This is a genomic window from Legionella sp. W05-934-2 (assembly GCF_964199965.1).
GTDB lineage: Bacteria > Pseudomonadota > Gammaproteobacteria > Legionellales > Legionellaceae > JAFIFT01.
On the sequence record NZ_CAXMZT010000005.1, the window covers coordinates 175,972 to 202,035 of the forward strand.

Genomic DNA, 26,064 nt, shown 5'->3' on the forward strand with positions numbered 1-26,064 from the left:
TCTCAAATCTTTGCGCACTTCCAGCGCAAACGACACGCTCGATAGTGAAAGTCCTACATCAAGCTCGCCCATTCAGCGCTAGGTTTTAGCGGAGCGTTTCTATTCATTGAAATTTAGATAGCTTTTAAAAAAAATATCGTTGTAAGGGGAACCGGCTTTAGTCTTAAGAGGATAATATTTTTGATGGCCTGCGAAGAATGAATGCGGATTGTGCGCCATCATACTTTGCGAGCTAACTTCGGGGTGGTATGGTGTTTGATCCTTGAGCTTGGCCAATGGACGAACCGACTTTACATCCACCAATTCCGGAAAACGCAAAGCAAATCTCTGGAAGGGGCGCAAATCATCATTTCTTGCCAATTCCGATAAATAATTTTGCAGCTCTGTGGGCTGGTATTCGATAGGGTATGCTCCGTTTTCGAGGCAAAAGAAGATATAATCATTATCTTTTTGAGATAATGCCTGAGCCAGAAATATGTGAGCTTTATTTCGGTAATTGAGGGTCAAAAAATTATAACGCGATAGTAGCGCTTGCAGTTTCGCATAGGGTAGGGATGATGACATTTCTAACAACGCTTCTTGCATTGCTTCCTTAACAGAAACTCCTTGCGCATCTAAATCATCAAATGAAAATCCTTGGTCGTGCAAGAAGTCAAGGATATCAAACTGGTTATGCTTTGCCGCAAAATGCATTAAACGTTTCCCTTTATGGGTTGCATCTAATTTAACCTGTGGGTAGTCGGATAAGATTCGCTTTATCGCATCAAGGTCACCTTTTTTAACAGAGGGAACCAAATTTATCTTATCCAGGTAGGTATTGCCGACCTGATTGGTGTGCGCCGTGTTAACACCTAATTCGATTAAGGGGACAAATAAATCAACTCGCCCTGCTTCAGCGGCATGAAATAAAAGCGTATCGCCATGGCTGTCGACAGCAGATAGCAATTGAGGGTGGTGTTGTAGCAACGTGTTCACCTGCTCTGGGGTTACTCGTTGAAGCAGTTTATGGCTGCTTTCAACGAAGCCAGAATAGATTGACGTTTCATTGCCTGGAAAGGCCTTGATATATCGACTCAACCGATCATTGTCAATGAGGTCGGCTGGGTCTACATAATTGAGAAAGCCACTGGCTTCAGGATAGAGGATGATAATTCTATCAATAATTTCAATATCTTGCTGACTAAATAATTTACTTAGCATCAAGATTAGCGCTTTATGTTCTAGCGCAGAAACCTTTGCACCTTGACTCAAACAAAACATCACCAAGTCAATATTTTCATTATCAATTGCAGTCAATAAGAGTGTGGTTGTTCTTTCATCAGACGGGGAAAAGAACGATGCTTTAAAATTAATATCGAGGGACTTGATTGTTTGAAAATAATGGATGATACGTTGATTTTTATCTATTGAACTTGCTCTATTTATTGATCTTGCTCTACTAATAAGATTTAGTTGAAGTATTTCTAAAGGCGTGCGGCCATCTTCGCTCTTTTCATCAATAGAAACGCCATGAGTGATAAAAAAATTTATAATTTCTGGCGATAGTTGGAGCGTAACGACAAGGTGTAATAGGTTAGAGCCTGATAAACTATGTTGATCCAATGATATGAATGATGCATATTCATTTAAGTCTTCTAAGCGAACATGCTTCTTGGAAGTCAGATAATTAATGATAGAAAAATCCTGCATAAAGGATTTGCCGGCATCGTCAGTTATATGGGGATCAATGCCAAGTGATATAGCTGTTGCTATAAGGTCTAATCGATTATTTGCAGCCATGTGATGCAACAAGGTTTTTCCGGACTTATCTTTTAAGTTAACGTCTAAATGCGGCATGAGGGCCATTCGGGACTTGAAAGAATCCACGGTACACGTTTTTAAAAAAGCTCCGTCGAAAAAGCTAAAAATGTTCAATTGTGAAGAGATTTGTCCACCATTGGCAGTAAGCCAGGAAACAGCAAATGGATAGTCGTTTATAATGGCAATCTCGAGCGCATTAAATTGACCACCATTATGATGAAAATAGGGCCTATTAATCGATTCTGGCGTAAATTGAGCTCTTAATAGAATAGGATCACTACTTTTCAACGCGGATAAGGCTTCATCAACATGGACAATCTCAAAGTCTTGATTGGCAAGTACGGTTTTAGCCGGGATTTTTCCTTCAACCCGAAATAGTTTCCCTAACATGTCATTGGCAGACTGCTGCATCTGCTGGTAAACAGAGGAGTCGATGTCGAATGTGTTGATGTCAAACTGGCGTAAAAAGTCATCTTGCATACTACTGCCTATATTGCGCAACTCGCGAATCATGGCATAGGCAATGCCAGGCATAATATCTCTGCCGTGAAATACGGTGCCGGGGATACTCAAGGTTGAGAATTTCCCCGTTTCAGGATAGATCAGATGGATGGATTCTCGCGGTTCGACGGTGATGTCATTTTTGCGAACCAGTTTGTCTTTGTAGTGCAATATTCTAAGGACTGAGGCGTTTCTTGGTACATACATTTCAAAAAGAGAAACATTACCTGACTCCAATAAACCACTATGCCGTCCTTTGATGACAAACTGACCCATGCCAAAACGTGAACCGGCCTTGTACTGATGATTTAATTCCATGCGATAAAATACATAGTGCCCGTTATTCAGTTTATCAATATCGCCTTCAGATGAATGGTCGTCAAAGCGAAGGAGTTGTCTTTTCAATAATGAATTAGACAAGATGTCACCCGATGCTAAGATGGCTTCTTTGGAATTGGTGTAGTGAGTCAAATCAAACTCTTGCGCCATAAAAAAGCGCAAGAATTTTGTCTCGCTTGAAGAAAGGGGGCCTAAGGATTGTTTAATCTTTGCGAAATTTTTTGCCGAGCGCGATCTAATGAAATTTTTTATCGCTGGTTCAACTTTCATCGCTGGGTCCTGGCTATCAACTTCTTGCCAATATTCGGAGGCATGAAATTCTTTCGCGGCTTGTGCACTTCGAATTTCTCGTTGAATCGCTGTTGCGGCTTTGTCTAGTTGGCGACCAGGCATCTCATCGAGATATTGCGGATAACGGCTCACTAACGCTTGGTATATGGGAAGCGCTTTAAACTCATCGCTTAAAAACAATTCATACGTTTTCCCATACGGTAATAAATCCCAAATCGGCTTATTGGTCATTTTCGTGGCGAGTTTGGGTAATGTGTTTGCATTCAATGCTGGCAATAGGATCTCATGCATGGCATGGTGGCCTTGGGCAACTTCTGCGGCGGCCAATAAATTTAAATACTGCTCATATTGCTTGAAATTAAAGTTGGGGAATAAAAAGTGTATCCCTTCAAGGCAATCAGCCGTGGTGCCGGATGGACCCGCAATAAAGGATATACCCTGCTTCCTAAAAGCTTTCACGATGGGTGAATTTTCATTGGCTTTGGCACGATATTTATGTGGCGTGAATTCATGGCGGTGAAAATTTAAAAATGCATCTAAGGCAGACTCATCATCGGTTATGCCTAACGTGGTTGACTGTTTTGTCGATTGCACCGTCAGTCGTCCACGCGTGTGCTCTTCAAACATTTGGCCTTTATCCTTAGGTCGCAGCGTTCGATGAATAATGCCACGTTTTTGCATGATGGCGTCACGTTGGCTTTCTTCGCAATCCAGTTCTGGCTGATAGAGGTTTTGGTAATTGAAAAACAACAAATGCAGCGACATGGTTTCGGATATGACTTGTGCTCTATCAGCCCCATTGAGCGGCCTTTCAAGAAGGGCGATGAGTGCATCAATTGGATCAACGGAGGTATCATAGGGAATTTTAAATTTAATCAACGCCTTTTTAAATTCCGATTCTTTACTTGTAAGAAGTGTCGTTTTATGGCGTTTTAAATAATCAACGATGGCGCTATTGATGGTTACAAGACTTTCACAAGGTGCATGTTCTAAGAGTGATTGGCTGAGCATGGATTCAAATTCAGCATTTAACTTTGGGTTGCCAAAACGATCAAGCGTTTGAGAATAGGCGAGGTATCGTTGTTGATGCGTCGCTAAATTTGCTTTTTCCTCGGGCGAAAGAGCATTCAACACGCTTTTGTTGGCAAGAATTTGTGAGAGATAATACGCAATTTGACCACTGTTTTCTGCCTGCTCAATTTTTTTAATGATTCCATTCAGGTATTTTTGCATTCGTTCATCGAGGCTATTAATTGACGTTAACAATGCGATCACATCGTTATATATACTGTTTTCTGCCATGGACTGACTCTCATTTCCTGTGGTGATTCCGCAATTACTTAGGTGGCTAAAAAAAAATGCCTGCGAAATCGTTCTTGCAACGATAGTGTAATAAAACGTTATGAATTAATTGGAGGACTGATGACCAAGTTAACGATTGCGTAGAATAAATTTTATTCTAAATGCCCCAATTAAATCGAGTTTAATTTTATCATGTGTGATTATAATTGAAACATCCATCCTTGATATGTCCTCAAATGACCCGAGAATGACCTCATAGAACCAGAATAGATTTAAACGTTAATAAGTTCTTGCCTAGACAATCTGTAACGGCTTTTGATTCGCTTCATGGGGATTCATCGAAAGCTGTTTGATCTCCTGCTTTAAGGCCTGTTTTAAAACAATTTCTAAAAATAGTTTGGTGGCTCGGCTCGCTTCTTTTGGAACAAAATCTAATGGGGTTTTTCCATCTTGGTTGGTTGCACTCGCCAATGCGCCATGGGTCCAAAGGGCTCTTGTTAGATTTAAATTTCCATTTTTTGCTGCTTCATGAAGCGGGGTATTGCCTTCGTCATTGACAGCGTTGACGGCCGCGTTCATTTTAAGCAGTAACTGGGCTATGTCTAAATAGCCTTTCAGTGATGCTCGATGGAGGAGGCTATTTTGGTGGGCATCTCGAATGGTTATATCTGCTTTGCGGTCTATCAAGGCATTACTAATATGAGCCCAACCGCTATCCACCGCTTTAAAAAGGGGTGTTTCCCCGGATCGATTGACTGGATTAATGTCGATATTTTTTTGGAGAAGAAAGTTAACTAGATCTAAATTACCCGCTTGCGCTGCTTTATGAAGCACGGTTTCGTTGTTGCGTTTATCCATAGCTTTAATATTGGCTTTATAGGACAGCAGTTTCTCGACAACCGCCTGTTTGCCTAGTTGGCAGGCAAGTAAAAGGGGCGTTTGCGAATCCTTGCTATTATTGCTCTCCACTAAGCCATCGACAGGCACATTATTTTGAAGCAACAAATCGATCATGTCCGGATGATCACAGATGATAGCTTCATATAACGCATCGACACCCGTGCGGCCACCAAGGTAAGTATGGTATTTTTTGCGTATATATTTTTTAACGGCTTCTAAATCATTTTTGGAAACAGCCTTAATTAGCTGGTTGTTTTTTTCATATTGTTCAACTGGAGATGGTTCATGTGAACCAAACAGACATGTCCCCTTACCCATACTTCCCTCCTTGGCGTTTTCTTGTCAGCATCTCAAGCACATCATACTACACGACTAAATAATCACTTCGATTCAACAACCCCTCATCCGCCCTTCGGGCACCTTCTCCCCATGTCTGGAGAGAAGGGAAACTGAAGGAAGTTATTTGGAGCATCTCAAGCACATCATACTACACGACTAAATAATCACTTCGATTCAACAACCCCTCATCCGCCCTTCGGGCACCTTCTCCCCGTGTCTGGGGAGAAGGGAAACTGAAGGAATGTATTTAGAAGTCTTCATCCTATACAACACGATATTTTTTTCAGAGTCAACCTAGCCGTGTGCACACTAGAAAACAAGATTTATTTATGAAATCATTTTGGTTATGAAACCATAGCAATAACCCATGAACGTCGCCCTCCGCTTTATGCGGAGGGTCCAGGAGCTGAGGTGTGTTTACTAGTAACGATAGTCCGATGTCCCTGGATCCTCCGCATAAAGCAGAGGAAGACGGGAATGGGTGTAGAGCAAGATTGAATGGGGGTTTTATTTTGTTAGGTTGAATTAAAAATAAATTATCATTTTAGTGTGCGGAATCTGGGGTATATACTCCACCAAGATAAATTATATTAAAATCGTCCATTTAAAAAATGGAATCTCAGATCATAGGATATCAAATGGCTACTACGCAAAGTACAGTTGACTATATTATGGAGCAAATTGCTCATGCTGGCGTGATGACTGCAAGAAAAATGTTTGGGGAATATGCTATTTACTGCAATGCCAAAGTGGTTGCCTTAGTTTGTGATGATCAACTCTACGTAAAACCCACCAATGCAGGCAAAGCGTTTATCAACCATTACACTGAAGGGTGCCCATACCCTGGCGCGAAACCGTACTTATTCATTTCCGGTGAGTTATGGGAGGACGATGAATGGTTAACAACACTCATTCAAATGACGGCGAAGGAACTGCCTGAGCCCAAACCGAAGTCTAAAAAAACGCGTTAATTGTCTTGAAGAGAATCCAACAACAATGCCATCGAGTACTGGTTTTTATAGTCGCCATCAATTAAAAGTGAATTGATATGTTTTCCTTCAACATAAAAGCCCATTTTTTGATAAAGTGCTAATGCTTTTTCGTTGTCCTCCCGAACAGACAATTCGATTCGGGTAAGGTGTCTTGATTTTGCTAGCGATAACGCTTGTTCTATTAATGCCCGACCAATTCCTTGACCTCGGTAGTCTTTTATGACGCCAATGCCTAGCGTACCAAGGTGTTTACAGGCATGACGATTCGAGCCGGTGATATCACACCAACCAATGACTTTTTGATTTGAAATAGCAATGAGATGCGGCCAAGATTCGCGAATGTTTGTTTCAACAAACTCTTTAGACATTTCAAATGAAGGGGTATCCAAGAACGCTAAAAATAATTTTTCACGAGCAACGCTACCAACTGCTTGACGAAAGCATTCAATATCGTTTTCTGTGATGGGTCTAATTTCATAGGTCATCGGCATGATCTCGCCATCATTTAATCAATTCGCCATTTCTTCGCTTGAAAATCTTTCTATGACTTCAGGGGCTTTGCCATAGGGATCCCCTTTGACTTCACAGGCCAATTTTGCCATGAATTCCACTAAATAATTGGCATTATATTCGGCCATTTTTCGGCCTTCTGCCGTTTGCATGGTGGCAGGTAATGTTAATAATTTTTGTTGAAAATGATCCAAAGCATACTTGGTATCATCAAGCTGACGCTTTTCAGCAAACAAATCTTGTGCATCAAATAAATGATGTCCTAAAAGACCTGCTGTGTAAAACACTCTCGCAAGTCCAATAGCGCCCAGTGCTTCCACTCTATCGGCATCTTGAACGATTTTTGCCTCTATTGTTTCCGGTTTAATATTGGCGCTAAAACTATGGGCACAAATTGCATGCTCAACACTTGGGTATAGCTCCGTTGGAAAATCAGGATAGTGCGTGGATAAAATGTTTAACGTTTCTTTTGCCGCTAACACCGACGATTGCTTTCTATTCGGGTGATTTTTTGGCAAATTGACAATATCGTGAAAATAACAGGCTGTTGCAATGACAAGCTCGTTGCCACCCAGTTTGTTCATGATTGCTTTTGCAGTGGTATACACTCGGCGAAAATGGCTTATATCATGGGATTTATCGTCCAACTCATGGGATTGGTGGTATTGCTCAAACTTTCTTATCCATTGTTCAATCATCGTCATTTTTCTGCTTATTGACTGTTAGTAACCATATCATAATAGCCTAGTCGTTGCGAGCCTTTATTCAGTAAAAAAACCGGAGGAGCGCTTAGGGCCTCTAGCTGTCATACCAAATAGTCTTACCTTGGTTTTGAAGAAGAATTTTAAAATGATTGTCTCGAAGTTCGGATGTTATCATTTTGTTGACTTCTTCTTGCAAGACTAATGAGACCAATGGCTCCTAAGGCCCCAAGAAAGTAAGGAAGCGCATCGGATGTAAAAGATTTGAGCTTATCGAATATATTCCAATGGAAATTAGCATTGCTGTTGGTTTGTTTATCGCTATTTTCCTCTGAATCACGAGTGCGATTAAAAAATCGAGGCGCATGTGGCTGTCGAGGGCTATGATTATTCGCTTGTCTATTTGGCCTACTGGAAGAAGAGGCTAATGAATGAGCGAAATTTGGAACCAAATTGACGATATAGGATGCTAAAGCAGGGCTCCATTCTTTTAACTGATTAAACTGCTCTTTGTATTGAATAAGTCCAATTATTGGGGCTGGATGGTTAACAAGCAAGCTGTTGGCCAGAGTCCTATCGTCTATGAGCAATAGCATGTAGGCGTCAAACGTCTGAAAAAAACCAAGAATCCTATCTGGCTGTCTTCGATACATATCGTAGGCTAATTGCTTATCTCTGCTGACAATCCCCATGAATTGCTCAGGCGTTCGAAACAATCCAATTATCTTATCGGGTCGATATAGGAAAAAGTCATGGGCAATTTTATTATTTTCGTCCAGCAATTGCAGGAATTGAATGCGCGTTTGCAAAAGATTGATAAATTTGTTTGGATTCACTTCAAAAAAATGATGTGCAAACGCCTGATCCGTGTGGCGAAGTAACATAAATTGGTCAAATGTCTGACATAAGCTAACCACTTCATTAGGCTGACTTATAAACAAGCGATGAGCCATACTTCGTTTGTTTTCTAGTAATGACATGAATTGTTCAAAATTAGATATGATCACAGGTTTCTGTGATGAAGCACGAGGCGTTGCATATGGATATTCATTACCAAAGCTCGCTCGTTGCATGAAAACAAAAGACGAACTTGAGAAGGAATCAAAGCCATCGTTTTGACTAAATACAAACCTTACATTGGAGAAAGGTGAAAATCGATGGCTGGGGAATCCGTCAAAATCGCTTTCTTGGAAAACACCAAACCCTGATTGCGAATAAGAATGGTTATCTGATTGTTTGAATTGAGAAAAAAATTCAGCAAAAAGATCACCAAAATCGTTGTTTGCATAAGGTGAAGTATAGGGACCATAGGGCGGCGAATAAGACGAATTGGGGGCGGTGTAGGAAGCATGATTCTGGTAAGCTGCGGATGATGTTGAGGCGTGATTACCCTGTTTCTGAGATAATCGGTAGTCCTTCTCCTTCATTGGGTCTGACAAGGTGCTATTGGCATCGCTGACAAGTTTAAAGAGATTTTCACATATTGGTGTATAGCACTTATCTTTATTTTTATCGGGGTGGAGCTTCATTGCTAGCGAGCGATAAGTCTTTTTCAATCTATTTTTATCAATGGCTTCGTCCATGGTAAAACCCATCACGTCATAATAGGTTTGTTTACTTGCCTCATCCATAAGTCGCTTTAGCGCAATTTCTTTTTCAGCGTCACTTACAACATTTTCAAGGTCATTCAGTTTATCTAGTAGACTTCTCATAATACTTCTGCCTTTATATTGCCAAGATAAAAGGTAACTTGATAAAGGGTACCTGTTTACAAATTTGGAACCGGTTGTTATGACAATTTAGTTCCCGCTCCAAGTGGGCTATATAAGGCCACTTAGGTTTATAATAGGGCAATAATATCAAACCTATGAGCTATGTGCAAAACATATTATTGGCTGGTAGTGAAAGACTTTATATGCCCAGATTGAATAACATGGGGGTTGCGACGAGAGGAGCAAACTATTAACAGGCTTAACTCATCTCGTCGTAACTGTAGCAGAATGAATAAGCAAGACTATGGAAAGGAGCTATCTCACTCAACGTCGATATATAAACCCGATAATCAATCCTCCGAGCAAACTTTCAACGACATATGCCATAAACCAATATCCTGCCAAAAGTCCTGAAATCGGCAAATAATACCAAGCCCCTGCTGCTTGTATACCGGATAAGACGCCAAAATAAAACCCAAATTTCAACCCGTTTTTCCAGCCTCCTTCCTCAAAAAGACGCGTAAAAATAAACACAATCCAGATGGTAATCAACGCCATGATTCCAATATTAAACGGCATATAAGCCACCATTTGATCGTAACTTCGCCAAATTGAAGGGGTTTCGCTGTAGATATTTGTCAACAAGAATCCATGGATAATGGTTTCATACCCAAAGATAAATATAAAAAGACCTATCATGGCTATCAAAAAACGTTTCATGTTCATAAAGTTATCCTCAGATTTTTAGAATTAGATTCCGAACAAGTGTATGACAGTTTTAATGGCAATTTCTTCCAAACGCAATACTCGGTAATTTTGGGCGATCATTTACCGAAAGTCTATAGCACCCAGGCTGCATTTCTTGAGGTAATTTGAGTCTACACTATATTTATATATATATCCCACATGAAGTAGTTATGACTCAAGATGAAATAGATTTAATTGCTGCAATCAATCGAGCTGATCAACGAACCATCGGCAGGCTCATTAATGCCAACAAAAATCTGGTAAATTGTATTGATGATAATGGACTGACTCCGTTACAACATGCCATGGATTCGGGTAGTTTAAATCTTGTGTTTGGCCTTATCGTTGTTTTTGGTGCAAGGATTAGGACACAAAGTGAATTGACACAGTTAGAGGAAATGCTTAAAGATGAACCTGATGAGCAAAAGGCTAACAAGATTAAGGTTTATATTCAAAAAATTAAAGAATCAAGCACGCCTCTTTTGCAAGGAACACCTCAAACAGCCGTGACAAAAAAAACGGCTGTTTTGCAAAACGATCAAGATTTCCCCCCATTGCATAGAGCCATAAAACAGGATAACAAGCAAGAGGTCATACGCCTGTTGAATGAAGGTCATGACCCAAATGAACCAAATAGTCGTGGCATAAGTGCTTATAATATGTGCGGTAATGATGAAATCACCGAGAAGCTCATTATGCATATGGAATCAATGCCACAGAATCAGCGTTGGATTCAGTATAAGATGAAGCAAATGGGTTATGAAAAAATTGATATGAAAGGTGTCTGTAATGGAATATCAAATATGGCGGGCAGGGCTTTTTTAGCGGGGGGCATGAATCGATTCAATGAGCGGCTTCGATATATTCAACATACCCCTTGGGAACAATTGGAAAGCAAGGTGGATGTTAAAGCTTTCTTTGATGGTGTCTATGTTTGTCAATTTTCCTATGATGATTCGCTTCAACATTTATTCCCTAATAGTGAAAGACCTTCCGATAGCGATGTCAATCAGCTACTCGATGATAATGACGCCATTTATGAAGGTGAAACCCAAATGGGCGCTTATACCCACGAAGAACTGGTGGCATATCTTCGCTTACTTGAAAGCAACTTAAGCGTTCCTACTTCAATCATGATTAAATCACTTTCACATGCCATTACTATCAATTATGACAAAGATAAAAGAACCTGGTTTTTTATCGATCCAGTTAGCTTGCCGGCCAAACCGGTGACAGACCCAGCGGAACTGGCAAGCTTAATCATGGGATCAGCGATAGAATCTTACTCAGATAAAACAAATAAAGACAACGTTGCCGTTATTTCTACCCAACTTAAAGTAGCCAAAGAAAACCAACAACAGCTGATTCAAGATCAAAGAAAATTAGCCCAAAACCCAACCTGGATGGCGCTCCACCAACCAAACCCAGAAAGAGCCGCCCGACAGGATAAAAAGAAAAATACATTATTACACTTGGCTATTCGTTATAAGAATGATGCTTTAGTAAAGCAATTAATAGAGATGTTAGGGAACAAACAGAAAAATGAACATGGCGAAGTACATCCCTTAAATAGTTCGGATACGAATAACACAACGCCGTTATTTCATTATATTTGGTATGAACCCAATGTGGAAATGATAGCGCTTTTGATACAACATGGCGCCGAACTAAATGAAAAGCACACATTGGACGGTAAGGAATGCTCGCTTTTGGATATCGCGATAGACTCTGATAATGAAGCGCTTGCCAAGGTTTTGATTGAAAATGGAATACCGATTCAAAACTGGGATCAGTTAGTGGATGTTGTAACTAGCCGAAACTGGGAAAATGTCATAGATGTGCTTATAAAAAGAGGACTATATGCTCATATCACAGACCCTGAAAGGCTTGCTAAACTTCCTAAAAAAGAACAAAGTTCGGTTGAAACAGCCTGTTTTCAGGATGAGATAAATCCACGCGAATCAGTTCACCCTGAGGCAGGTCGTACGTTACCGACACTTAGTATGCAAGAAAAATTTAAAGTCCAAAAAGGAATAAATGCCTCCATGGTAAATCCCGATGCAGTTCTGTTAAGCGCCTTGATAGCGCAACATAACCAAAAATGTTCACCAGGGGCTAGGGTCAATTTAAGTGATGAGCAGGGTGATCCCATAGTATTTGTAAGAGACGAAGAAAGTAAAAACTCAACCCTTGAGACACCTGATTATATTCTTAGACAAAAAGGCACTGAACTTGATGTTTATGAAAGATTGGATGGCCAGGTAGAACCCCAAAAGGAGACAGCAAAAAAGGAGGCGGCGATTAGCAAAGTATTCGGTCAACTTTATCAAGCCAATCAACTTGTCATCATTGAAGCCCACCTCTATCATGTGAAAAAAAGGCTTGCTGATTTATTTGAAAATGCCCGATTAGCGCTCAAACCTGGCGATTGGAAAAGCCCCGGAGAAATAAAGGACATTATTAAAAATTATAAATTTGATGCTGAAAAAGAGTGGAAATTTGGCCGCACAGATTCTGGAAATTATGCCTTTCGCGATGAGAAAAAAGGCTATAAGCTTGAATTTGAGGAAAGTGGTGAAATTTCGGTATCAAAAGATGGCAGCCTTCTTTTTGATGATAAACGAGTTGAAACATTGGAAAGTTTCAGTGCCTACTTTAGACATATTACAAATGCTGAAGCTAAAATTGAAGAGCATTTTGATCTTGTGCTAGAGGAACATGATTCCCCCCAATTTCCCGCTTAGCTCCAATCCATAATTTTCGAAAAAAACCGTTTTTGAATCCTGCCCAAAAGGCCATGCTATACTAAAATCTAATTAAGCAATATTTTTGAATTGGCAAGAATGATCGCTCTGAATTACCCCGGCATTATGAGCATGGAAACGATATAGCAGTTATTGGGTAGTTTCATAGGATTAGTGACTATATAAATTTATTTCATCCACCTTCAAAAAATTAAGATTAATATCATTGCTTGCTTAAGAACTACCTAAAATTTGTTTTATTGAATTAACTATCTTTACTCTAATTGCTGATGCGGATTCGACTTGAGATACAAATTTAATATGGCTTTCTTCGCTATCCTCTACCTTCATGAGCTTATTTTCAAGACCTGGCATGTTATACCAGGAACCTACAAGTTCAGGAGTTAAAACACCATTAAGATCAAGACATGGAAAAGTAAGTAATTTAGACGACATGTGGGTAATTTCTTCTGGGTGCAAAGCCAAATACAAGGTAATGGGATCTGATAAATGCGTTTTGTTCAGATTCCTCTTGTCGATTTTATACCAATTTTTCCAATCCTGAATTACCGCCAATCCAAACTCAGACTGTGCACTTTTTTCAATTTCCAAAAATTCTTCAGGGGTAATATAAAAATCATGAGCATCGACAAATTGACTGGCTATAGAAATCACCTCAGTAGAACCAAGCACCGGAGCTGTAGTTTCAGGGGAAACCAACCAATTATATCCTTTGGGATAAATACCGCCCATAGAATATATTTTCAGATTAGAACTAATTGAAGGATTAATCTTTAACGCCGCGGAGATGTTATGTAATGGGCCTAAAGAGACAATAACTAATTTATGTTGGGGTGAATAATGTTTAGCAATACGCGCCAAATATTCTGGGGCTGACTCTTCTTCTATTTTCATTTCGTCAAAAATTGAATGATTCATCTGCCTGTAAGGCACTGCTTGCTGAGCAAACCATGGGCTTTCTCCTGGCAATGAATCAGGATAACCAAAAAAAGGAGGCCATAGCGGATTCTGTTGTAAAAATAGTTCTCTGGGATCATTACGTGTAGTGCCGATACCAGCATAAACGGGTATTTCTGGAAATCCGGCATAAGTCATCACAAGTTTTGCAATTTGTGCCTTTTCTCTTGGCTCAATATGCGTTGTGGTTATTGCCAAGGGCTTAACTGGATGATCAAGTGCTACCAGTAATGCAAGTACATCATCAATATCACCACCAATATCCGTATCGATAATATAATCAATATTTGCGGCATTTAAGCTTGTAGTGATCAGAATTAAACTTAATACAATCGAACATAAAAACTTGAGTATCTTCATGAAAATCAAACACCTTATTGAATCTCAACATGGCAAAACCAAATATATATCCAAGTCTTATCCGATCCGACAAATATATGCTTAATACCTGTAATTGACAAAAATAAGATTTTTTATTGATGGTCGGATCACTTTGGACTATAAGTTTGAAACTTACATTTTTATAGCTAACATTATAGGCTCTGTCGCAAAATTCTTTCAAGCTCAAAGCATATGTGGATCCTTAGTGAGGCAATAAGCATGGAATTGGTTATGTAAATTCATGATTTTCGCTTTTTCCTTGGCAACCTATAAATATGATAACTGCTTAACCCAATACATAGGCTCAGAGTGAATATTATAATTGCTAAAGCAATAAAAACAGGGATTTTAAACCAATCAGCAATTAGCATTTTTAAACCAACAAAGACAAGAATAAAAGCTAGGCCGTATTTGAGAAGGTGAAATCTATTATGCATATTAATTACTAGGAAATATAAGGCGCGTAACCCCAAGATTGCAAAAATATTGGATGTAAACACAATAAAAGGATCATTAGTAACTGCAAAAATGGCCGGTATACTATCTATAGCAAAGATTACATCACTCAATTCAACTAGTATTAACACTAAAAAGAGTGGTGTAAAATATAACAAGTTATGATTCCGGATAAAAAACTTTTCGCCATGGAGTTTCTCAGTAATTCGCAAATGATTTTGCATCCAATTAAGAATTATATTTTTAGAAATGTCGGGTTTGTTCTCCGCAAAAATTAGTATTCTTATGCCTGTAATCATCAAAAATAATCCAAATAGATATAATATCCAATGAAATTTGCTAATCATCCATATACCTAGTGTAATAAAAATAAATCGCAGAACTATGGCACCGATCACACCATACATGAGAACTCGGCGGTGGTATTCTTCAGGAATAGAGAAATAGTTAAAAATCATTAATATGACGAAAATATTGTCAACTGATAATGACTTCTCAATGATATACCCAGTTAAAAATTCAAGCGCTTTTTCATTGGCTACGATTGGGCTAGTTGTTTGATATATGTATAACCAAAAAAGCAGGTTAAATAGTAAGGCAAGTGCAATCCACGCTAGGCTCCAGAAAAGAGCTTCTCGGGTCGAAACACGATGGACTTTTCTACCATTAAATAAAAACAGATCGATAGCTAGCATAATAGATATAAATACTATAAAGACAACCCACATCCACCATTCACTAACCGTGGTCAACTTAATTCTCCAGTTACCCATTACTGAATTTACCCAAACTGGATAAATTTCATAAGTGTAGCCAATATAATTTTATCTATTTATTAGATGCTGCAAAACCTGATTATGATACTATAATAATAGTTCTTCCTATATAAAAAATGAGCTTATATAGTGCTTCTGAAAAAGGGCTTATCTTGCGTCTAATAGTCGGCTTGTCTAAGGGGTATCTCACAACAATTGAAATCCCGAGAATGTTAAAAGGCGATTTTTTGGGTTGCAGATTGACTGTTTATGAAAGGTAAAATTTTTAATTTGGGGCACGATAGTGGATGATTTCATAAGATGAGCCAGTTTCTTTTTTTTATCGTAGTTGGCTTTATCGCACAAGTGATTGATGGTGCATTAGGGATGGCTTATGGTGTAATTAGTACAAGTATTCTTGTAGGCACAGGCATTTCTCCTATGGTCGCTAGCGCTGCAGTGCATACAGCTGAGATTGTAACAACCGGTATTTCGGGACTATCGCATGCAATGTTTAAAAACATTGATATAAAACTTTTCAAGCTTCTGGCAATTCCTGGCATTATTGGTAGCATTACCGGTGCTATTTTCTTAACAAAATTACCTTTGTCTATAGCAACCCCATTCATTGCTACTTACCTATTCATGATGGGTTGCTTTATATTGTATAGAGCACTAAGACGAGGTAGATTTTCAAAAAATTTTAAAAGCTTACTCTTGAAAAAAGTTGAGTGGGATAAGTTACCTTCGGAAGAAGCGCGGGGTTTGCTTCCTCTGGGTTTTGTTGGTGGTTTTTTTGATGCAGCTGGGGGTGGGGGATGGGGCTCTATCGTGAATTCAACATTACTTGCTCAGGGTACTACGCCACGCTTTACCATAGGCTCTGTAAACTTCACTGAATTTTTAATTACACTCAGTATATCGGCAACTTTTCTTTTAACAATTGGAATCACACATTGGACAATTATTTTTGGCTTGATTGTTGGCGGGGCTATTGCTGCGCCATTTGCAGCATGGGTGGTTCGATTTATCGAACCGAGAGTGATCATGATATCTGCTGGAATATTGGTAATTTTTATTGGGATTCGAATGATAGTCCAAATTTTTTTATAGCTATTTGAGAACGTTGAAGCTATTTTGCAATTATCCTATGAATTGTATGCATATCTCTGCACATAGCTTACCTATTTGAATAATGACTGATATTAAAATTAATACTATCCTTAATTTTACTAATATTCCCATTTAAAAAATTTTCGAAATAAAAATAAAAAATATAGTAGCTGTTTGTGAAATTAATAAGGTTTATCTTGCTGGCCTAACTTCATGATTTTATGGGCTTGATATTGTCTTAGCGGAGAAGCATAAATTATTTTTCAATTGATTTTGTTTTCATTAGGTTTCCTGATTATATTAATATGACAGTTTGATAGATGATCGCCTGTACCTGTGACTAAGTGTCAGCTGCTAGCTGTGTTTGCCAACATCCAACAGCTCCAAGCAATTTGATCTGGTCTAATACCAATGGATTTTCTTCTTGTTTTTTTCATGGATGATTTCACCTTAATTATTGAGCAGGTTTAAGTGCCCTATCAAAATAATCTGGCAAATCTTTTAACGCTTCTGCTCTTGCAGCTGCGTCAAAACCAATATGGTAATGCTCGCCCTTTTCATCAATGATTTCTTTTGACTCTGGGAATTCAAAGTTATCAAATCCATGTAATGCATGAGAATAAATTTGAATGTCAATATTCGGATTAACCTCAGAACTGTTATGGATTAATTGAACACAATCTTGAGTCGTTGCGCGATCATCATTTTCTCCTATGAATAGTTTCGTGTTTGCCTTTAGGATCGTGTTGTTATCCAATCTGTGACAAACGCCGTAAAAAGAAGCCGCAACTTTGAAATTCAGTTGTTGGTAGTTCTTGGGATTATTTGATTCTGTCATTACTTTCAGTACATCGAAGCCTCCCATCGAAAACCCTAGAAGACCAATGTTTTCAGGATCGACGAAAGGGAGGTGGCTTAAATACTCATAAGCTGGAACCAGATCATTCAGTTGTGCTTGAGTGGCCGTTTCCCATCCTACAGAACGTCTATCCTCCCAGCCTCGTGGTGTGAAGCTATCAATAATATACACCACATAACCTTGTTCTCTTAGTCGCCGAGCCCAATCATGGTTAACATTTTCAATACCCGTACTGGCATGAAGCATTAAAATCGCAGGTGCATGGGTTTGGTTATCAGGAATATAAAGCGCATGGTGGGGATCTTCGGGATTAAATTGATAATCACTACTCTCCGCCAGTGCCTTGGAAAAGGATAACGTGGATAGAACAATAAAAAACAGAATTGTTGAAATAGATGTATGCACTATGAAATTTCCTTTTTAAATAGTCAAATTGAGTGTAGATGGTTCTTCTCGTTGACGTTTTTCTATATGTTCTTTTAAGTTACAGATTTCATCAAAGCGAGCGCCTCCTTGGATTTCTTTCCTTGCGATAGCTTCTTTTTCTTCGTTCACTTCCGCTTTATTAACAGCAGCAATCGCTGTCTCTTTGCTTAGGACAATGATACCGTCACTATCTGCCATAACAATATCTCCTGGATTGACATATACATCTCCACAAGTAATTGGTATTTTCACCTTTCCAACGGTCTGTTTAGGGGTTGATCTGGGATATGTACCCTTTGCAAAGACTGGTAAACCATTATTTTGGATTTCAGCAACATCCCTACAGTTTCCATCGGTAATAATGCCGCCATATCCTTTAAGCTTTGCGGTCTCTGCGCACATTCCACCTAACATATCGAGCTTAGTGCCACAAGAGGCGATAATGAGCAAAAAGGGAACTCTATCATCTTTGCATCCTAGCTCTAAAATAAAATTTGGAAGATCATCCAATGCTACCATTGTTGACAAAGCATCCCCGGCGCTGTTTACCGTATAGGCTCTGCCGACAACACGGGTTAATGGATCACGATTAAACGTGCGTAAACCACCTTCCATTACACTAACATCAGAATGGGCATCACAGAGAGCTGCCGTACTCAGTTTATCCATTCTGGCTATGATCTCTTTGTAACTGCTAGTACTGGTTAATTGGTCCTTCATTTTAAATCCTTATCAATAAAATAATTGAAAATGAGTGTCATTGAGGACTGACATAAACTGCTGATAATCAAGAGAGTTTACCTGTTCACAGGTTTTTTGAAATTTTAGCCCAACTGCTGTTGCCATCGCTGACCAGGAAGAAGGTTTGAAATTGTATTGGGCAACGTAATGATTTTCATACATTTTTGTTGAGACAAAATAATCATAACCCTGTGCGATATTATCTGGATTCCACGTTTCATCACCAATCAAAGGGGGAGTCATAATAATATGATGGAATTCTGCAATATGCCTTTCTTGCTCATAGGCATCCTGGCCATAGGGTGAAAGAAAAATCTGTACTTGATGCTGGCTCACCAATTCCTGCGATAATGTCTTAACTTGTTCAGTATCAGAATTAGAGTTTAAATACACAATCTCTGGTTCATAGACTTGATTACCAATTAAAAGTCCACCGCCTTTGATAACCATACTTTTCCAATATTCATAACCCCTTAACATATCTCGGCCCTTTGCACTGTCTTTACCACTCAATGGTAAAACAACGCCCATGGTTAGCTTTTGATGCTTCTTCTTATGCCATTCGGGGATAAAGGCTAAACCATTGGGACCATCATGAGTTGAAATTTCAGACATCTCCAAGGTATTCATATCAATTTTAGATAAATGCTTATCGGTGGCATTCGATACATAGGCATAGCGACCGTCAGGGCTAACGAGAATATTCATAGGATTTAGACCCGTTACCATTCGTTTAATTACTTGACCAGTGGCTACATCAATGATGCCAACTTGATGATCAAATGGTGCAGGGGCAAGAATGTATTTTTGATCAGGAGTCATATCAGAATAGAGAACCGGGCCAAGATTTAAATTGGTAAACTGCTTTTTTATAACCAGTGTATCTGAATCAACAAGTACAATTTGGTTGACTGCAGAAAGCATCAAATTACGTTTATCCGGTGTATATTTTAAACCGCGTACTGCTGATGGTAATGCTATGCTACCAGTAATCTCTCCAGAATCGGCATTCATTCGTATCACGCCATCTTTACCGGCCATAAGCCATAATGTTTTTCCGTCTTCTGAAAAAAACAGGTTGTGTGTATTTGGACTGACATCAAATTTTTTTATAATTTTTTTTGATTCAACATCAAAGACCAGGACTTTTCCCCCATGTTCGACATTGACATAAAGCTGTTTCTCATAGGGAGGGCGTAATTTCAAGCCATGCGGCGCACTGTCAATATCTTGATAATCTTTTTGTTCCATCGCGTCATGGGTATACAGACGGTATTTTTCAACTTGTTTTGTCAGGTCGATAACTGATATGGATACCCCAGGGGTTCCTGAGCCACTATCATAATCACGGATACCAAAGTTACTGACATATGCTATTTTACCATCTTTAGTGACGGCAATTTCATGGGGTAGGAAACCAAGTTTAAGGCTCCCTTGTCGTATACCTGTCTCGGTATTATAGAAACTCAGTCTATCGGAATTTTCTTCAACAACGGCTAGAATTGGATTAACTGCAATGGCAAGGCTATTGAAAATCAACAGAAAAGAAAATAGAGTACCACGTAATTTAAACATCATAACATCCTTATAAATCGTCAAAAACGTTAAGGATGATAAACAGGGAACTAAATAAAGTCAATATATATAGGTGACTATATATTTTCTTTAAACGATGAGTGAAGATATGTCGATTAATTTAAATGAGCATACAGGAGTATTGATTAAAAAGGCAGCGCGATTATTTGAACGTGTATCCAACTTGAATTTAGAATCCTTAGGAGTTACATATAGTCAGACAATTTTTTTGGTACGTCTTTGGGAACAGGATGGTCAGACACAGATGGAACTAACCAAAAGTTCAGGATTGAAACAGCCCACTGTGGTGGGAATATTAAACAAAATGGAACGTGATGGTTTGGTAATTCGGTTTCGAAGTGAAGAAGATAAACGATGTTACCATTTTTTTCTAACTGAAAAAGCGAAAACAGCCTGTCGACAGCTAGAAAAACAAGGTGATTTCATGCAAAAACTGGCGACAGAACATTTTTGCCAAGATGAAGTGAATAACTTAAATCAAAACTTAATGGCTGTTATCGAAAATCTACAAAGTTTTATTGATCGAGTTAAAGTATAGTTTGGCTCCCTCTAGGATGAAACACCAAAATGATGGGGCTAATGGACTTGGACAGTCAAAATCATGTCAGAATTTTGCCAGCGGGAAGCAATCAAAAATTAATTTTGAAAAAAATAATATATTTCAATAAGTTATTGTGGAGACGGCGGGAATTGAACCAGCGATAATCTCTTGTAACTTATTGATTTATATTACCCTAATTTTCGACTTGCGAATTTTGGGGCGTAAATGGGGCTCTTTTGATGCTTTTACTCTATCACATAAAATCTCTCCCTATGAAAGGGGCGATTTGTTGATTGACTGTCCTTCCAGCCATAGGCATCGTGGAATGTCTCAAATTTACGCACCAAAATATAGTTCAATCTCAGCGCGCAAGATTGCTGCTATTGTTGGATGGAAGATATCACCTATAAGTCGTGAGATATTGCGCATGAGTGGAGGGAGACAGAATTTTATATTAGGGATAACTCAAATGTAACAGCGCGAATTTATGAACGCCTCGGCTTGCAATCAGTGCATTTTTTGGCCCAAATTAATCGGCAATATAATTTAATTTAGGCTCGCATAAGGGGCAAGGCCTGCCCCTTAATGTTCAACAGTCTTCATCCAGTGTGTAAAAATATAAATACTTTGTAGTATAAATTTCTAGGCCTTGAGCAGTGTGCCTGACTAATTGTACGTATTGCTTTTCAGGCATTTCTATATCATCAAGTATTTTCCAGGTGTTAGTGTCAATGACTGTAACTGAATTTTGATATTGAATCATCAGGATATTTTTGTACATATTTAAAGTATAATTAGAACCGTTTGCCCTTTTAGAAAATTTACCGCTTTCAACATCAACCGATATAATGGGAATGATCGGATCGTTTTTAGTAGAAAAATTACGGGTTACAATTAATTGCGAGCCATCTGGATTTATTGCGGTATCATACTGATAACATTCCAACAAAGGAATACTCTTTTGCCAGGCAAGTTTTTTATAACCCTGATCTCCATGCTTTAGCTTTCTTAAAGTACAGGCATTATCTAATAAAAGCAGGTCGTCATTTTTATCCAAGGTAGTATAAATGGAAAAGCTGACCGCTGAGGCATGAATGGGGAATTGATAATTGGATAAGATTTTGCCAGTAGTAGCATCCAAGGTGGTTGTTAAATTAATTCCAATATTGTCGCTCCTCCGGGTTATTTGGGCTTGGTTAACAATAACCTGATTATTGTTGAAATATACAAACGGAACTTCTGAATCGCAATATTCAAAATTCTCCCTGTTTGTCCAGAGTTCCTGGCCAGTATCATCAAGCCTTTTTATTTCGCGAATACAGTATTCTGGGCTGTTAACCTTATAGAACATTCCCTGTATAGCAAAAAGGGTTTGGTCCATGTTTTCCTTTTCATGGCGTATTTGAAATAACCTGGTTACCACTGGCCTTGCAGAATTCTTCTTTGTTATTTTATAAGCTGTTTCTGCCTTAGGCGCTACATAGGTTAAATAAATGTCGTCTTGATAAAGATGAACAAAGCTCTTCACATCCTTTATGGAGCGTTCCGCGTCTATATTAATATCCGTTAGAATCTTTTCTATCAGGGTGCCTGTATTAATGTCATAGATAAAAAAAATAAGATTCAACTGTTGGTTTAAACCATAGGAGAAGAGTTTATCACCAAAAATAAAGGCGGGTATTTCAGAATAAAAAATATGTTCTGCGGGTAGCTTCACAACATATTGCTGTTTCCCAGTTTCTATATTTATTCCCTGTAAATAGGAATAACCGTCATCTATTAATAATTGCGGAAGGATCGTCAGATTTTTTGTTGAGTACAACTCTTTTATTTGTAAATTAGAATTAAGTTCATTTATTTTGATGTTCCATTGTAAGGTATAGTGTTTAACAGAAGCCGCTTGTTTCGCATTTAAATTACTGATTAATAGTGGAAAAATCAAGGCAATTAGGGTTAGCTTCCTTAACATATTAGATCCTTTGATTGTTTATTTGCGCATGGTAACGATAATTTAAAGCCATGTAAAATTTTTTTAGCGATTGGGCAGGGCGGGATCATCTAATTTTTACACAGCGCGGGTAGGTCGGGCCTTGGCCCGACAACTCTTGAATTCGCCATTATAATTAGCTATAAGAGACAATCTTAGGGAAAAAAGTCCAATCATATGCGATACATTAGAACTCGAGTTCCAGGTGCTCAATACTTTTTTACAGTTAATTTAGCAACTAGATCAAATGGCATATTACTAAAAAAATTGACACTCTCCGAAATTCAATCGAAACGACAAAGTTGAATTATCCGTTTAAAATAAACGCTTATGTTATTTTGCCTGATCATATGCACATGATAATGACCTTACCCCCAAACGACAGCAATTTTTCATTAAGATGGAGTATGATAAAGGCTTTGTTTTCAAGACAAATTACTTATACAGAATCAATTACCTTAGCAAGGAAAAAGAAAAGAGAGAGGGGTATTTGGCAGAGACGACTTTGGGAGCACCTCATTCGGGATGAAATAGATTACGAACATCATGTGAATTATATACATTTCAACCCAGTGAAACATGGTTATGTCGATAAACCTTCAAATTGGAAATATTCGAGCATCCATAGCTATATACAAAGGGGAATCTTATCTGAGGATTGGGCTTGGGGGAATCCAATTGAATCTAGTGATTTTGGTGAATAGTTGGGAATTGTTGGGCCAAGGCCCAACCTACACTTTAGGACACGTACAAGAGCGATACCAGAAAAAAGCCCGCAATAAACCCGCGAGAAAAATTACTCATTATATATCAGTAAGTTATGGTGGAGGCGGCGGGAATTGAACCCGCGGGAATTTTCTCTAACTTGTTGATATTAATATATCTTATTAAGTGCCCAACATTTTTGGGCTGATTTTGGGTACTTTTGAATGCATCTTTGTCCATGTTTAATTTAGTCTGAAATATCGATTTGATTCACTATTATTTGTTTTATTGACTTCAAATTAGAGGCAATGCAAATAACGACAGTATTTTAGTTATGATTAATTTTCTAATAAATCAAGAGCCACATTGGCAGGAGCTAGAAGAGGACATTTTTCTAAGGCATGATTAAATTCTCTTTCAACGCCAGACTCACCTCCTCGTAAATCAAAATCATTGATATTCTTACCAGATAATTCCACTAATTCATGATAAAGAGAAAACATATCATAATTTAGATTAGATAAAATAACTACCGAACGTTTTTTCTCTAAATCATATAATACAATAGATTGGTACCCTGGTAATTCACCTTGGTGGCCCCAAATATTATCTTCAATGTCCAATTGAATGAGATATTGCTTGTATTTTTGGGTCGTAAGTAGTTTGTCAGATTTAAATACGGCTGCTAGCCATTTATTCAAATCCGAAACGGAAGATATGATAGATCCAGCACCATAAGCAAATACAAAATTAAAGTCTCGTTCGTTTTTTTGTGTCTTTGGGTTTATGGTAACTAAATATGTTTCAGAGTTTGCTTGCTTAGAATTAAAATTTATTGGATAGATTTTTGGTTTAGCCATTGCGCTATGTAGATAGAGTAAATCCTTGAATGAATAATTTGCTTGTGTTCCTGAAAAACTATTATCCATCTTAGCCGGACTAAAAATATTCGCGCTAAGATATTCATCATATGATATCCCCGATACGCTCTCTATAATTAAAGCCAGTAAGTTGTATCCTATGTTGCTGTAATAAGTGCCATCTTCATCTGAGTTTCTTAGATTTTTTTGTAATAATGAATAAGTAATATGTGCATTTTCACCATTGTGGAACAACTGTTGCAATGATTTTTTTTTACCGGCATGGTGGAAGATTGCTTGAGTTCCCTCACTCCAATAGGGCAACGCTGGCAAGCCTGAGCGATGTTCAATTAAATCTCTAACGGTAATTTTTGGCATCCATTCTTGCCAATCATTTGGAAATTGGTTGATGTCTAAGTATGTATTGATTGGGTCGTTTAGGTCAATTTTTCCTTGCTCAGCAAGTTGTAAGATGGCAATTTGAGTAAATATTTTGCTAATTGAGCCGATGGCAAATTGGGTATTTTCATCAAACGTATCGTCATTCACTGGTTCGATTTGAGTTTTCCCATTCTTCGTTTGGCTGATTATCCCTGCAAAGCCCTGTTGTTTAGCATCCTGGACGACTTCATTGAATGGTCGAGCCCATACATTAGTAACAGAAAAAATCGTTGCAATCAGTATTAAAAACAGTTTGTTGGATATTGACATAGTTATTTGGCAAGCAATTCTGGCCTTATATTATACCAAAAAATCACATAAGAGCAATGTGAGTAAAATTAAGCTATATGTTTGGTGCGATATTGCAAATTTTTCTTAGGGATGCAATTTTCTACTCGTATGAAGGTAAACTGATACAACCTAGTCATGTAACTTAATATTAGTGACAGAGTTAGGGCAATCGCATGACTATTTTTGTTTTTGCCTAACTGCCCAATTAACACCTGGGTGGTTAATAATCCTTTGAGCCATTTCTTTATCACTTGTGATCAGTTCTGGAGAAATTAAACCTTCATTTCTAATGTTCTGAATAAACAATTGCTCATGGCTTTCAAGGGGCAGAATCTTTGATAATTGTTCCCTAAGTTCATTGATTCTAGCTGTAGCCCATTCTTTTAGTTCACGAGAGTTTCTTGAGACCGATAATTGATGCATGACAGGGATTAATCGATTGCGTAAATCCGTTAAATCAAAATCTATTTTTTCAGGCACCATGTGAGATAAATCAATTTGAGTCATGGCTAAGTATGTCACAAAAGCCAGTTTTAGTTTTTGCCTATCCAGGGACATTTGAGTTAAAAGGTAATGAGCATCAAACCAGTCACGGCTGGCACTTCGGTCAAATAGTGCAGATAATTTCCCTGCGGCCAGTTCATGAATATCTAAAACTGGACCATTGATATTTTTATATTCGTTAATATTTGGAGATTTCCATTCCACAGGAAATAAAGGCTCGCGATACATAAAGTTGATATCAATTTCAAGAGAGCCGCGTTGCCCTAACAAGCTTGGATAAAACCAAACCATTTTCCCACCGGCATGCCTCATGGGCGCACGATTTCGTTCAAATTGATTTTGCACCATGATTTGCTCAACAGCATCCATAATCATTGGTTTTTCTTCAAGCATCTTTTCACGGGAAAGCGCACCAATGTAGTTAAGATCGATATCAACAGAAAGCCTTGGCAATTGTTCAAAACAGAAAAGATTAAGCGCAGTTCCACCCTTAAGAACCATACGCTCTTTTAAAAAAGGAACGGACATGATTTGTTGAAAAACATCCAGGAG

At 38.4% G+C, this 26,064-nt stretch carries 19 protein-coding genes; 5 read left to right on the plus strand and 14 right to left on the minus strand.

The window, feature by feature from the left end; translation table 11 throughout:
* Positions 1-99: 99 nt before the first annotated feature.
* The gene (locus AB3348_RS07630; RefSeq protein ID WP_367606985.1) at positions 100-4,233 is read right to left on the minus strand and encodes a hypothetical protein; all 4,134 of its coding nucleotides are present in this window, start codon (positions 4,231-4,233) and stop codon (positions 100-102) included.
* Between the two features lie 294 nt (positions 4,234-4,527).
* Positions 4,528-5,451, minus strand: coding sequence for an ankyrin repeat domain-containing protein (locus AB3348_RS07635; protein ID WP_367606986.1), 924 nt, complete (start codon positions 5,449-5,451; stop codon positions 4,528-4,530).
* A gap of 659 nt (positions 5,452-6,110) precedes the next feature.
* Between AB3348_RS07635 and AB3348_RS07640 the strand changes: the two genes are divergently transcribed.
* Positions 6,111-6,443 (plus strand): TfoX/Sxy family protein, encoded by a 333-nt coding sequence (locus AB3348_RS07640; protein ID WP_367606988.1) that lies wholly within the window; start codon positions 6,111-6,113, stop codon positions 6,441-6,443.
* On the opposite strand, the gene AB3348_RS07645 is transcribed toward AB3348_RS07640, so the two are convergent.
* The 4 genes from AB3348_RS07645 to AB3348_RS07660 all read right to left on the minus strand — a co-directional run bounded on the left by AB3348_RS07645 (position 6,440) and on the right by AB3348_RS07660 (position 10,113).
* The gene (locus AB3348_RS07645) at positions 6,440-6,955 is read right to left on the minus strand and encodes an N-acetyltransferase family protein (protein ID WP_367606989.1); all 516 of its coding nucleotides are present in this window, start codon (positions 6,953-6,955) and stop codon (positions 6,440-6,442) included. The genes AB3348_RS07640 and AB3348_RS07645 overlap by 4 nt on opposite strands.
* Before the next feature lie 18 nt (positions 6,956-6,973).
* Positions 6,974-7,678, minus strand: a complete 705-nt coding sequence (locus AB3348_RS07650; protein WP_367606990.1) for a phosphohydrolase — start codon at positions 7,676-7,678, stop codon at positions 6,974-6,976.
* 140 nt (positions 7,679-7,818) lie between these two features.
* Entirely contained in the window at positions 7,819-9,387 is a 1,569-nt protein-coding gene (locus tag AB3348_RS07655) for a DnaJ domain-containing protein (protein ID WP_367606991.1), read from the minus strand.
* 324 nt (positions 9,388-9,711) lie between these two features.
* On the minus strand, positions 9,712-10,113 hold the full coding sequence (locus AB3348_RS07660; protein ID WP_367606992.1) for a hypothetical protein: 402 nt from the start codon (positions 10,111-10,113) through the stop codon (positions 9,712-9,714).
* Between the two features lie 191 nt (positions 10,114-10,304).
* Between AB3348_RS07660 and AB3348_RS07665 the strand changes: the two genes are divergently transcribed.
* The gene (locus AB3348_RS07665) at positions 10,305-12,878 is read left to right on the plus strand and encodes an ankyrin repeat domain-containing protein (RefSeq protein ID WP_367606994.1); all 2,574 of its coding nucleotides are present in this window, start codon (positions 10,305-10,307) and stop codon (positions 12,876-12,878) included.
* Between the two features lie 234 nt (positions 12,879-13,112).
* Here AB3348_RS07665 and AB3348_RS07670 read toward each other — a convergent pair whose 3' ends face one another.
* Both AB3348_RS07670 and AB3348_RS07675 read right to left on the minus strand, forming a co-directional pair.
* A complete protein-coding gene (locus AB3348_RS07670) occupies positions 13,113-14,216 on the minus strand; it encodes a nucleoside hydrolase (RefSeq protein ID WP_367606995.1) in 1,104 nt (367 codons plus the stop codon).
* Between the two features lie 260 nt (positions 14,217-14,476).
* A complete protein-coding gene (locus AB3348_RS07675) occupies positions 14,477-15,445 on the minus strand; it encodes a TerC family protein (RefSeq protein ID WP_367606996.1) in 969 nt (322 codons plus the stop codon).
* A gap of 324 nt (positions 15,446-15,769) precedes the next feature.
* Between AB3348_RS07675 and AB3348_RS07680 the strand changes: the two genes are divergently transcribed.
* Positions 15,770-16,561: a sulfite exporter TauE/SafE family protein gene (locus tag AB3348_RS07680; protein WP_367606998.1), complete on the plus strand. Its 792-nt coding sequence runs from the start codon at positions 15,770-15,772 to the stop codon at positions 16,559-16,561.
* Positions 16,562-17,015: 454 nt separating this feature from the next.
* Here AB3348_RS07680 and AB3348_RS07685 read toward each other — a convergent pair whose 3' ends face one another.
* The 3 genes from AB3348_RS07685 to AB3348_RS07695 are packed head-to-tail and all read right to left on the minus strand — an operon-like array spanning position 17,016 to position 20,165.
* Entirely contained in the window at positions 17,016-17,825 is an 810-nt protein-coding gene (locus AB3348_RS07685; protein ID WP_367607000.1) for a dienelactone hydrolase family protein, read from the minus strand.
* Between the two features lie 15 nt (positions 17,826-17,840).
* Positions 17,841-18,566, minus strand: coding sequence for an RraA family protein (locus tag AB3348_RS07690; RefSeq protein ID WP_367607001.1), 726 nt, complete (start codon positions 18,564-18,566; stop codon positions 17,841-17,843).
* A gap of 12 nt (positions 18,567-18,578) precedes the next feature.
* Positions 18,579-20,165 (minus strand): cytochrome D1 domain-containing protein, encoded by a 1,587-nt coding sequence (locus AB3348_RS07695; RefSeq protein ID WP_367607002.1) that lies wholly within the window; start codon positions 20,163-20,165, stop codon positions 18,579-18,581.
* Positions 20,166-20,271: 106 nt separating this feature from the next.
* Between AB3348_RS07695 and AB3348_RS07700 the strand changes: the two genes are divergently transcribed.
* Positions 20,272-20,721, plus strand: a complete 450-nt coding sequence (locus AB3348_RS07700; RefSeq protein WP_367607003.1) for a MarR family winged helix-turn-helix transcriptional regulator — start codon at positions 20,272-20,274, stop codon at positions 20,719-20,721.
* 592 nt (positions 20,722-21,313) lie between these two features.
* On the opposite strand, the gene AB3348_RS07705 is transcribed toward AB3348_RS07700, so the two are convergent.
* Positions 21,314-22,693: a hypothetical protein gene (locus AB3348_RS07705; protein WP_367607004.1), complete on the minus strand. Its 1,380-nt coding sequence runs from the start codon at positions 22,691-22,693 to the stop codon at positions 21,314-21,316.
* 320 nt (positions 22,694-23,013) lie between these two features.
* Here AB3348_RS07705 and AB3348_RS07710 point away from each other — a divergent pair, with 320 nt between their 5' ends.
* Entirely contained in the window at positions 23,014-23,415 is a 402-nt protein-coding gene (locus AB3348_RS07710; RefSeq protein ID WP_367607005.1) for a transposase, read from the plus strand.
* Between the two features lie 339 nt (positions 23,416-23,754).
* Here AB3348_RS07710 and AB3348_RS07715 read toward each other — a convergent pair whose 3' ends face one another.
* Together AB3348_RS07715 and AB3348_RS07720 are read right to left on the minus strand one after the other, a co-directional pair.
* On the minus strand, positions 23,755-24,987 hold the full coding sequence (locus AB3348_RS07715) for a serine hydrolase domain-containing protein (RefSeq protein WP_367607007.1): 1,233 nt from the start codon (positions 24,985-24,987) through the stop codon (positions 23,755-23,757).
* A 198-nt stretch (positions 24,988-25,185) separates the two neighbouring features.
* A complete protein-coding gene (locus AB3348_RS07720) occupies positions 25,186-26,040 on the minus strand; it encodes a nucleotidyl transferase AbiEii/AbiGii toxin family protein (protein ID WP_367607008.1) in 855 nt (284 codons plus the stop codon).
* Positions 26,041-26,064 lie beyond the last annotated feature (24 nt).

Bases quoted from the DNA above. Each gene is read 5' to 3' on its own strand.
- AB3348_RS07630 (WP_367606985.1), bottom strand. From the start codon at position 4,233: ATGGCAGAAAACAGTATATATAACGATGTGATCGCATTGTTAACGTCA.
- AB3348_RS07635 (WP_367606986.1), bottom strand. From the start codon at position 5,451: ATGGGTAAGGGGACATGTCTGTTTGGTTCACATGAACCATCTCCAGTT.
- AB3348_RS07640 (WP_367606988.1), top strand. From the start codon at position 6,111: ATGGCTACTACGCAAAGTACAGTTGACTATATTATGGAGCAAATTGCT.
- AB3348_RS07645 (WP_367606989.1), bottom strand. From the start codon at position 6,955: ATGCCGATGACCTATGAAATTAGACCCATCACAGAAAACGATATTGAA.
- AB3348_RS07650 (WP_367606990.1), bottom strand. From the start codon at position 7,678: ATGACGATGATTGAACAATGGATAAGAAAGTTTGAGCAATACCACCAA.
- AB3348_RS07655 (WP_367606991.1), bottom strand. From the start codon at position 9,387: ATGAGAAGTCTACTAGATAAACTGAATGACCTTGAAAATGTTGTAAGT.
- AB3348_RS07660 (WP_367606992.1), bottom strand. From the start codon at position 10,113: ATGAACATGAAACGTTTTTTGATAGCCATGATAGGTCTTTTTATATTT.
- AB3348_RS07665 (WP_367606994.1), top strand. From the start codon at position 10,305: ATGACTCAAGATGAAATAGATTTAATTGCTGCAATCAATCGAGCTGAT.
- AB3348_RS07670 (WP_367606995.1), bottom strand. From the start codon at position 14,216: ATGAAGATACTCAAGTTTTTATGTTCGATTGTATTAAGTTTAATTCTG.
- AB3348_RS07680 (WP_367606998.1), top strand. From the start codon at position 15,770: ATGAGCCAGTTTCTTTTTTTTATCGTAGTTGGCTTTATCGCACAAGTG.
- AB3348_RS07690 (WP_367607001.1), bottom strand. From the start codon at position 18,566: ATGAAGGACCAATTAACCAGTACTAGCAGTTACAAAGAGATCATAGCC.
- AB3348_RS07695 (WP_367607002.1), bottom strand. From the start codon at position 20,165: ATGATGTTTAAATTACGTGGTACTCTATTTTCTTTTCTGTTGATTTTC.
- AB3348_RS07700 (WP_367607003.1), top strand. From the start codon at position 20,272: ATGTCGATTAATTTAAATGAGCATACAGGAGTATTGATTAAAAAGGCA.
- AB3348_RS07705 (WP_367607004.1), bottom strand. From the start codon at position 22,693: ATGTTAAGGAAGCTAACCCTAATTGCCTTGATTTTTCCACTATTAATC.
- AB3348_RS07715 (WP_367607007.1), bottom strand. From the start codon at position 24,987: ATGTCAATATCCAACAAACTGTTTTTAATACTGATTGCAACGATTTTT.
- AB3348_RS07720 (WP_367607008.1), bottom strand. From the start codon at position 26,040: ATGTCCGTTCCTTTTTTAAAAGAGCGTATGGTTCTTAAGGGTGGAACT.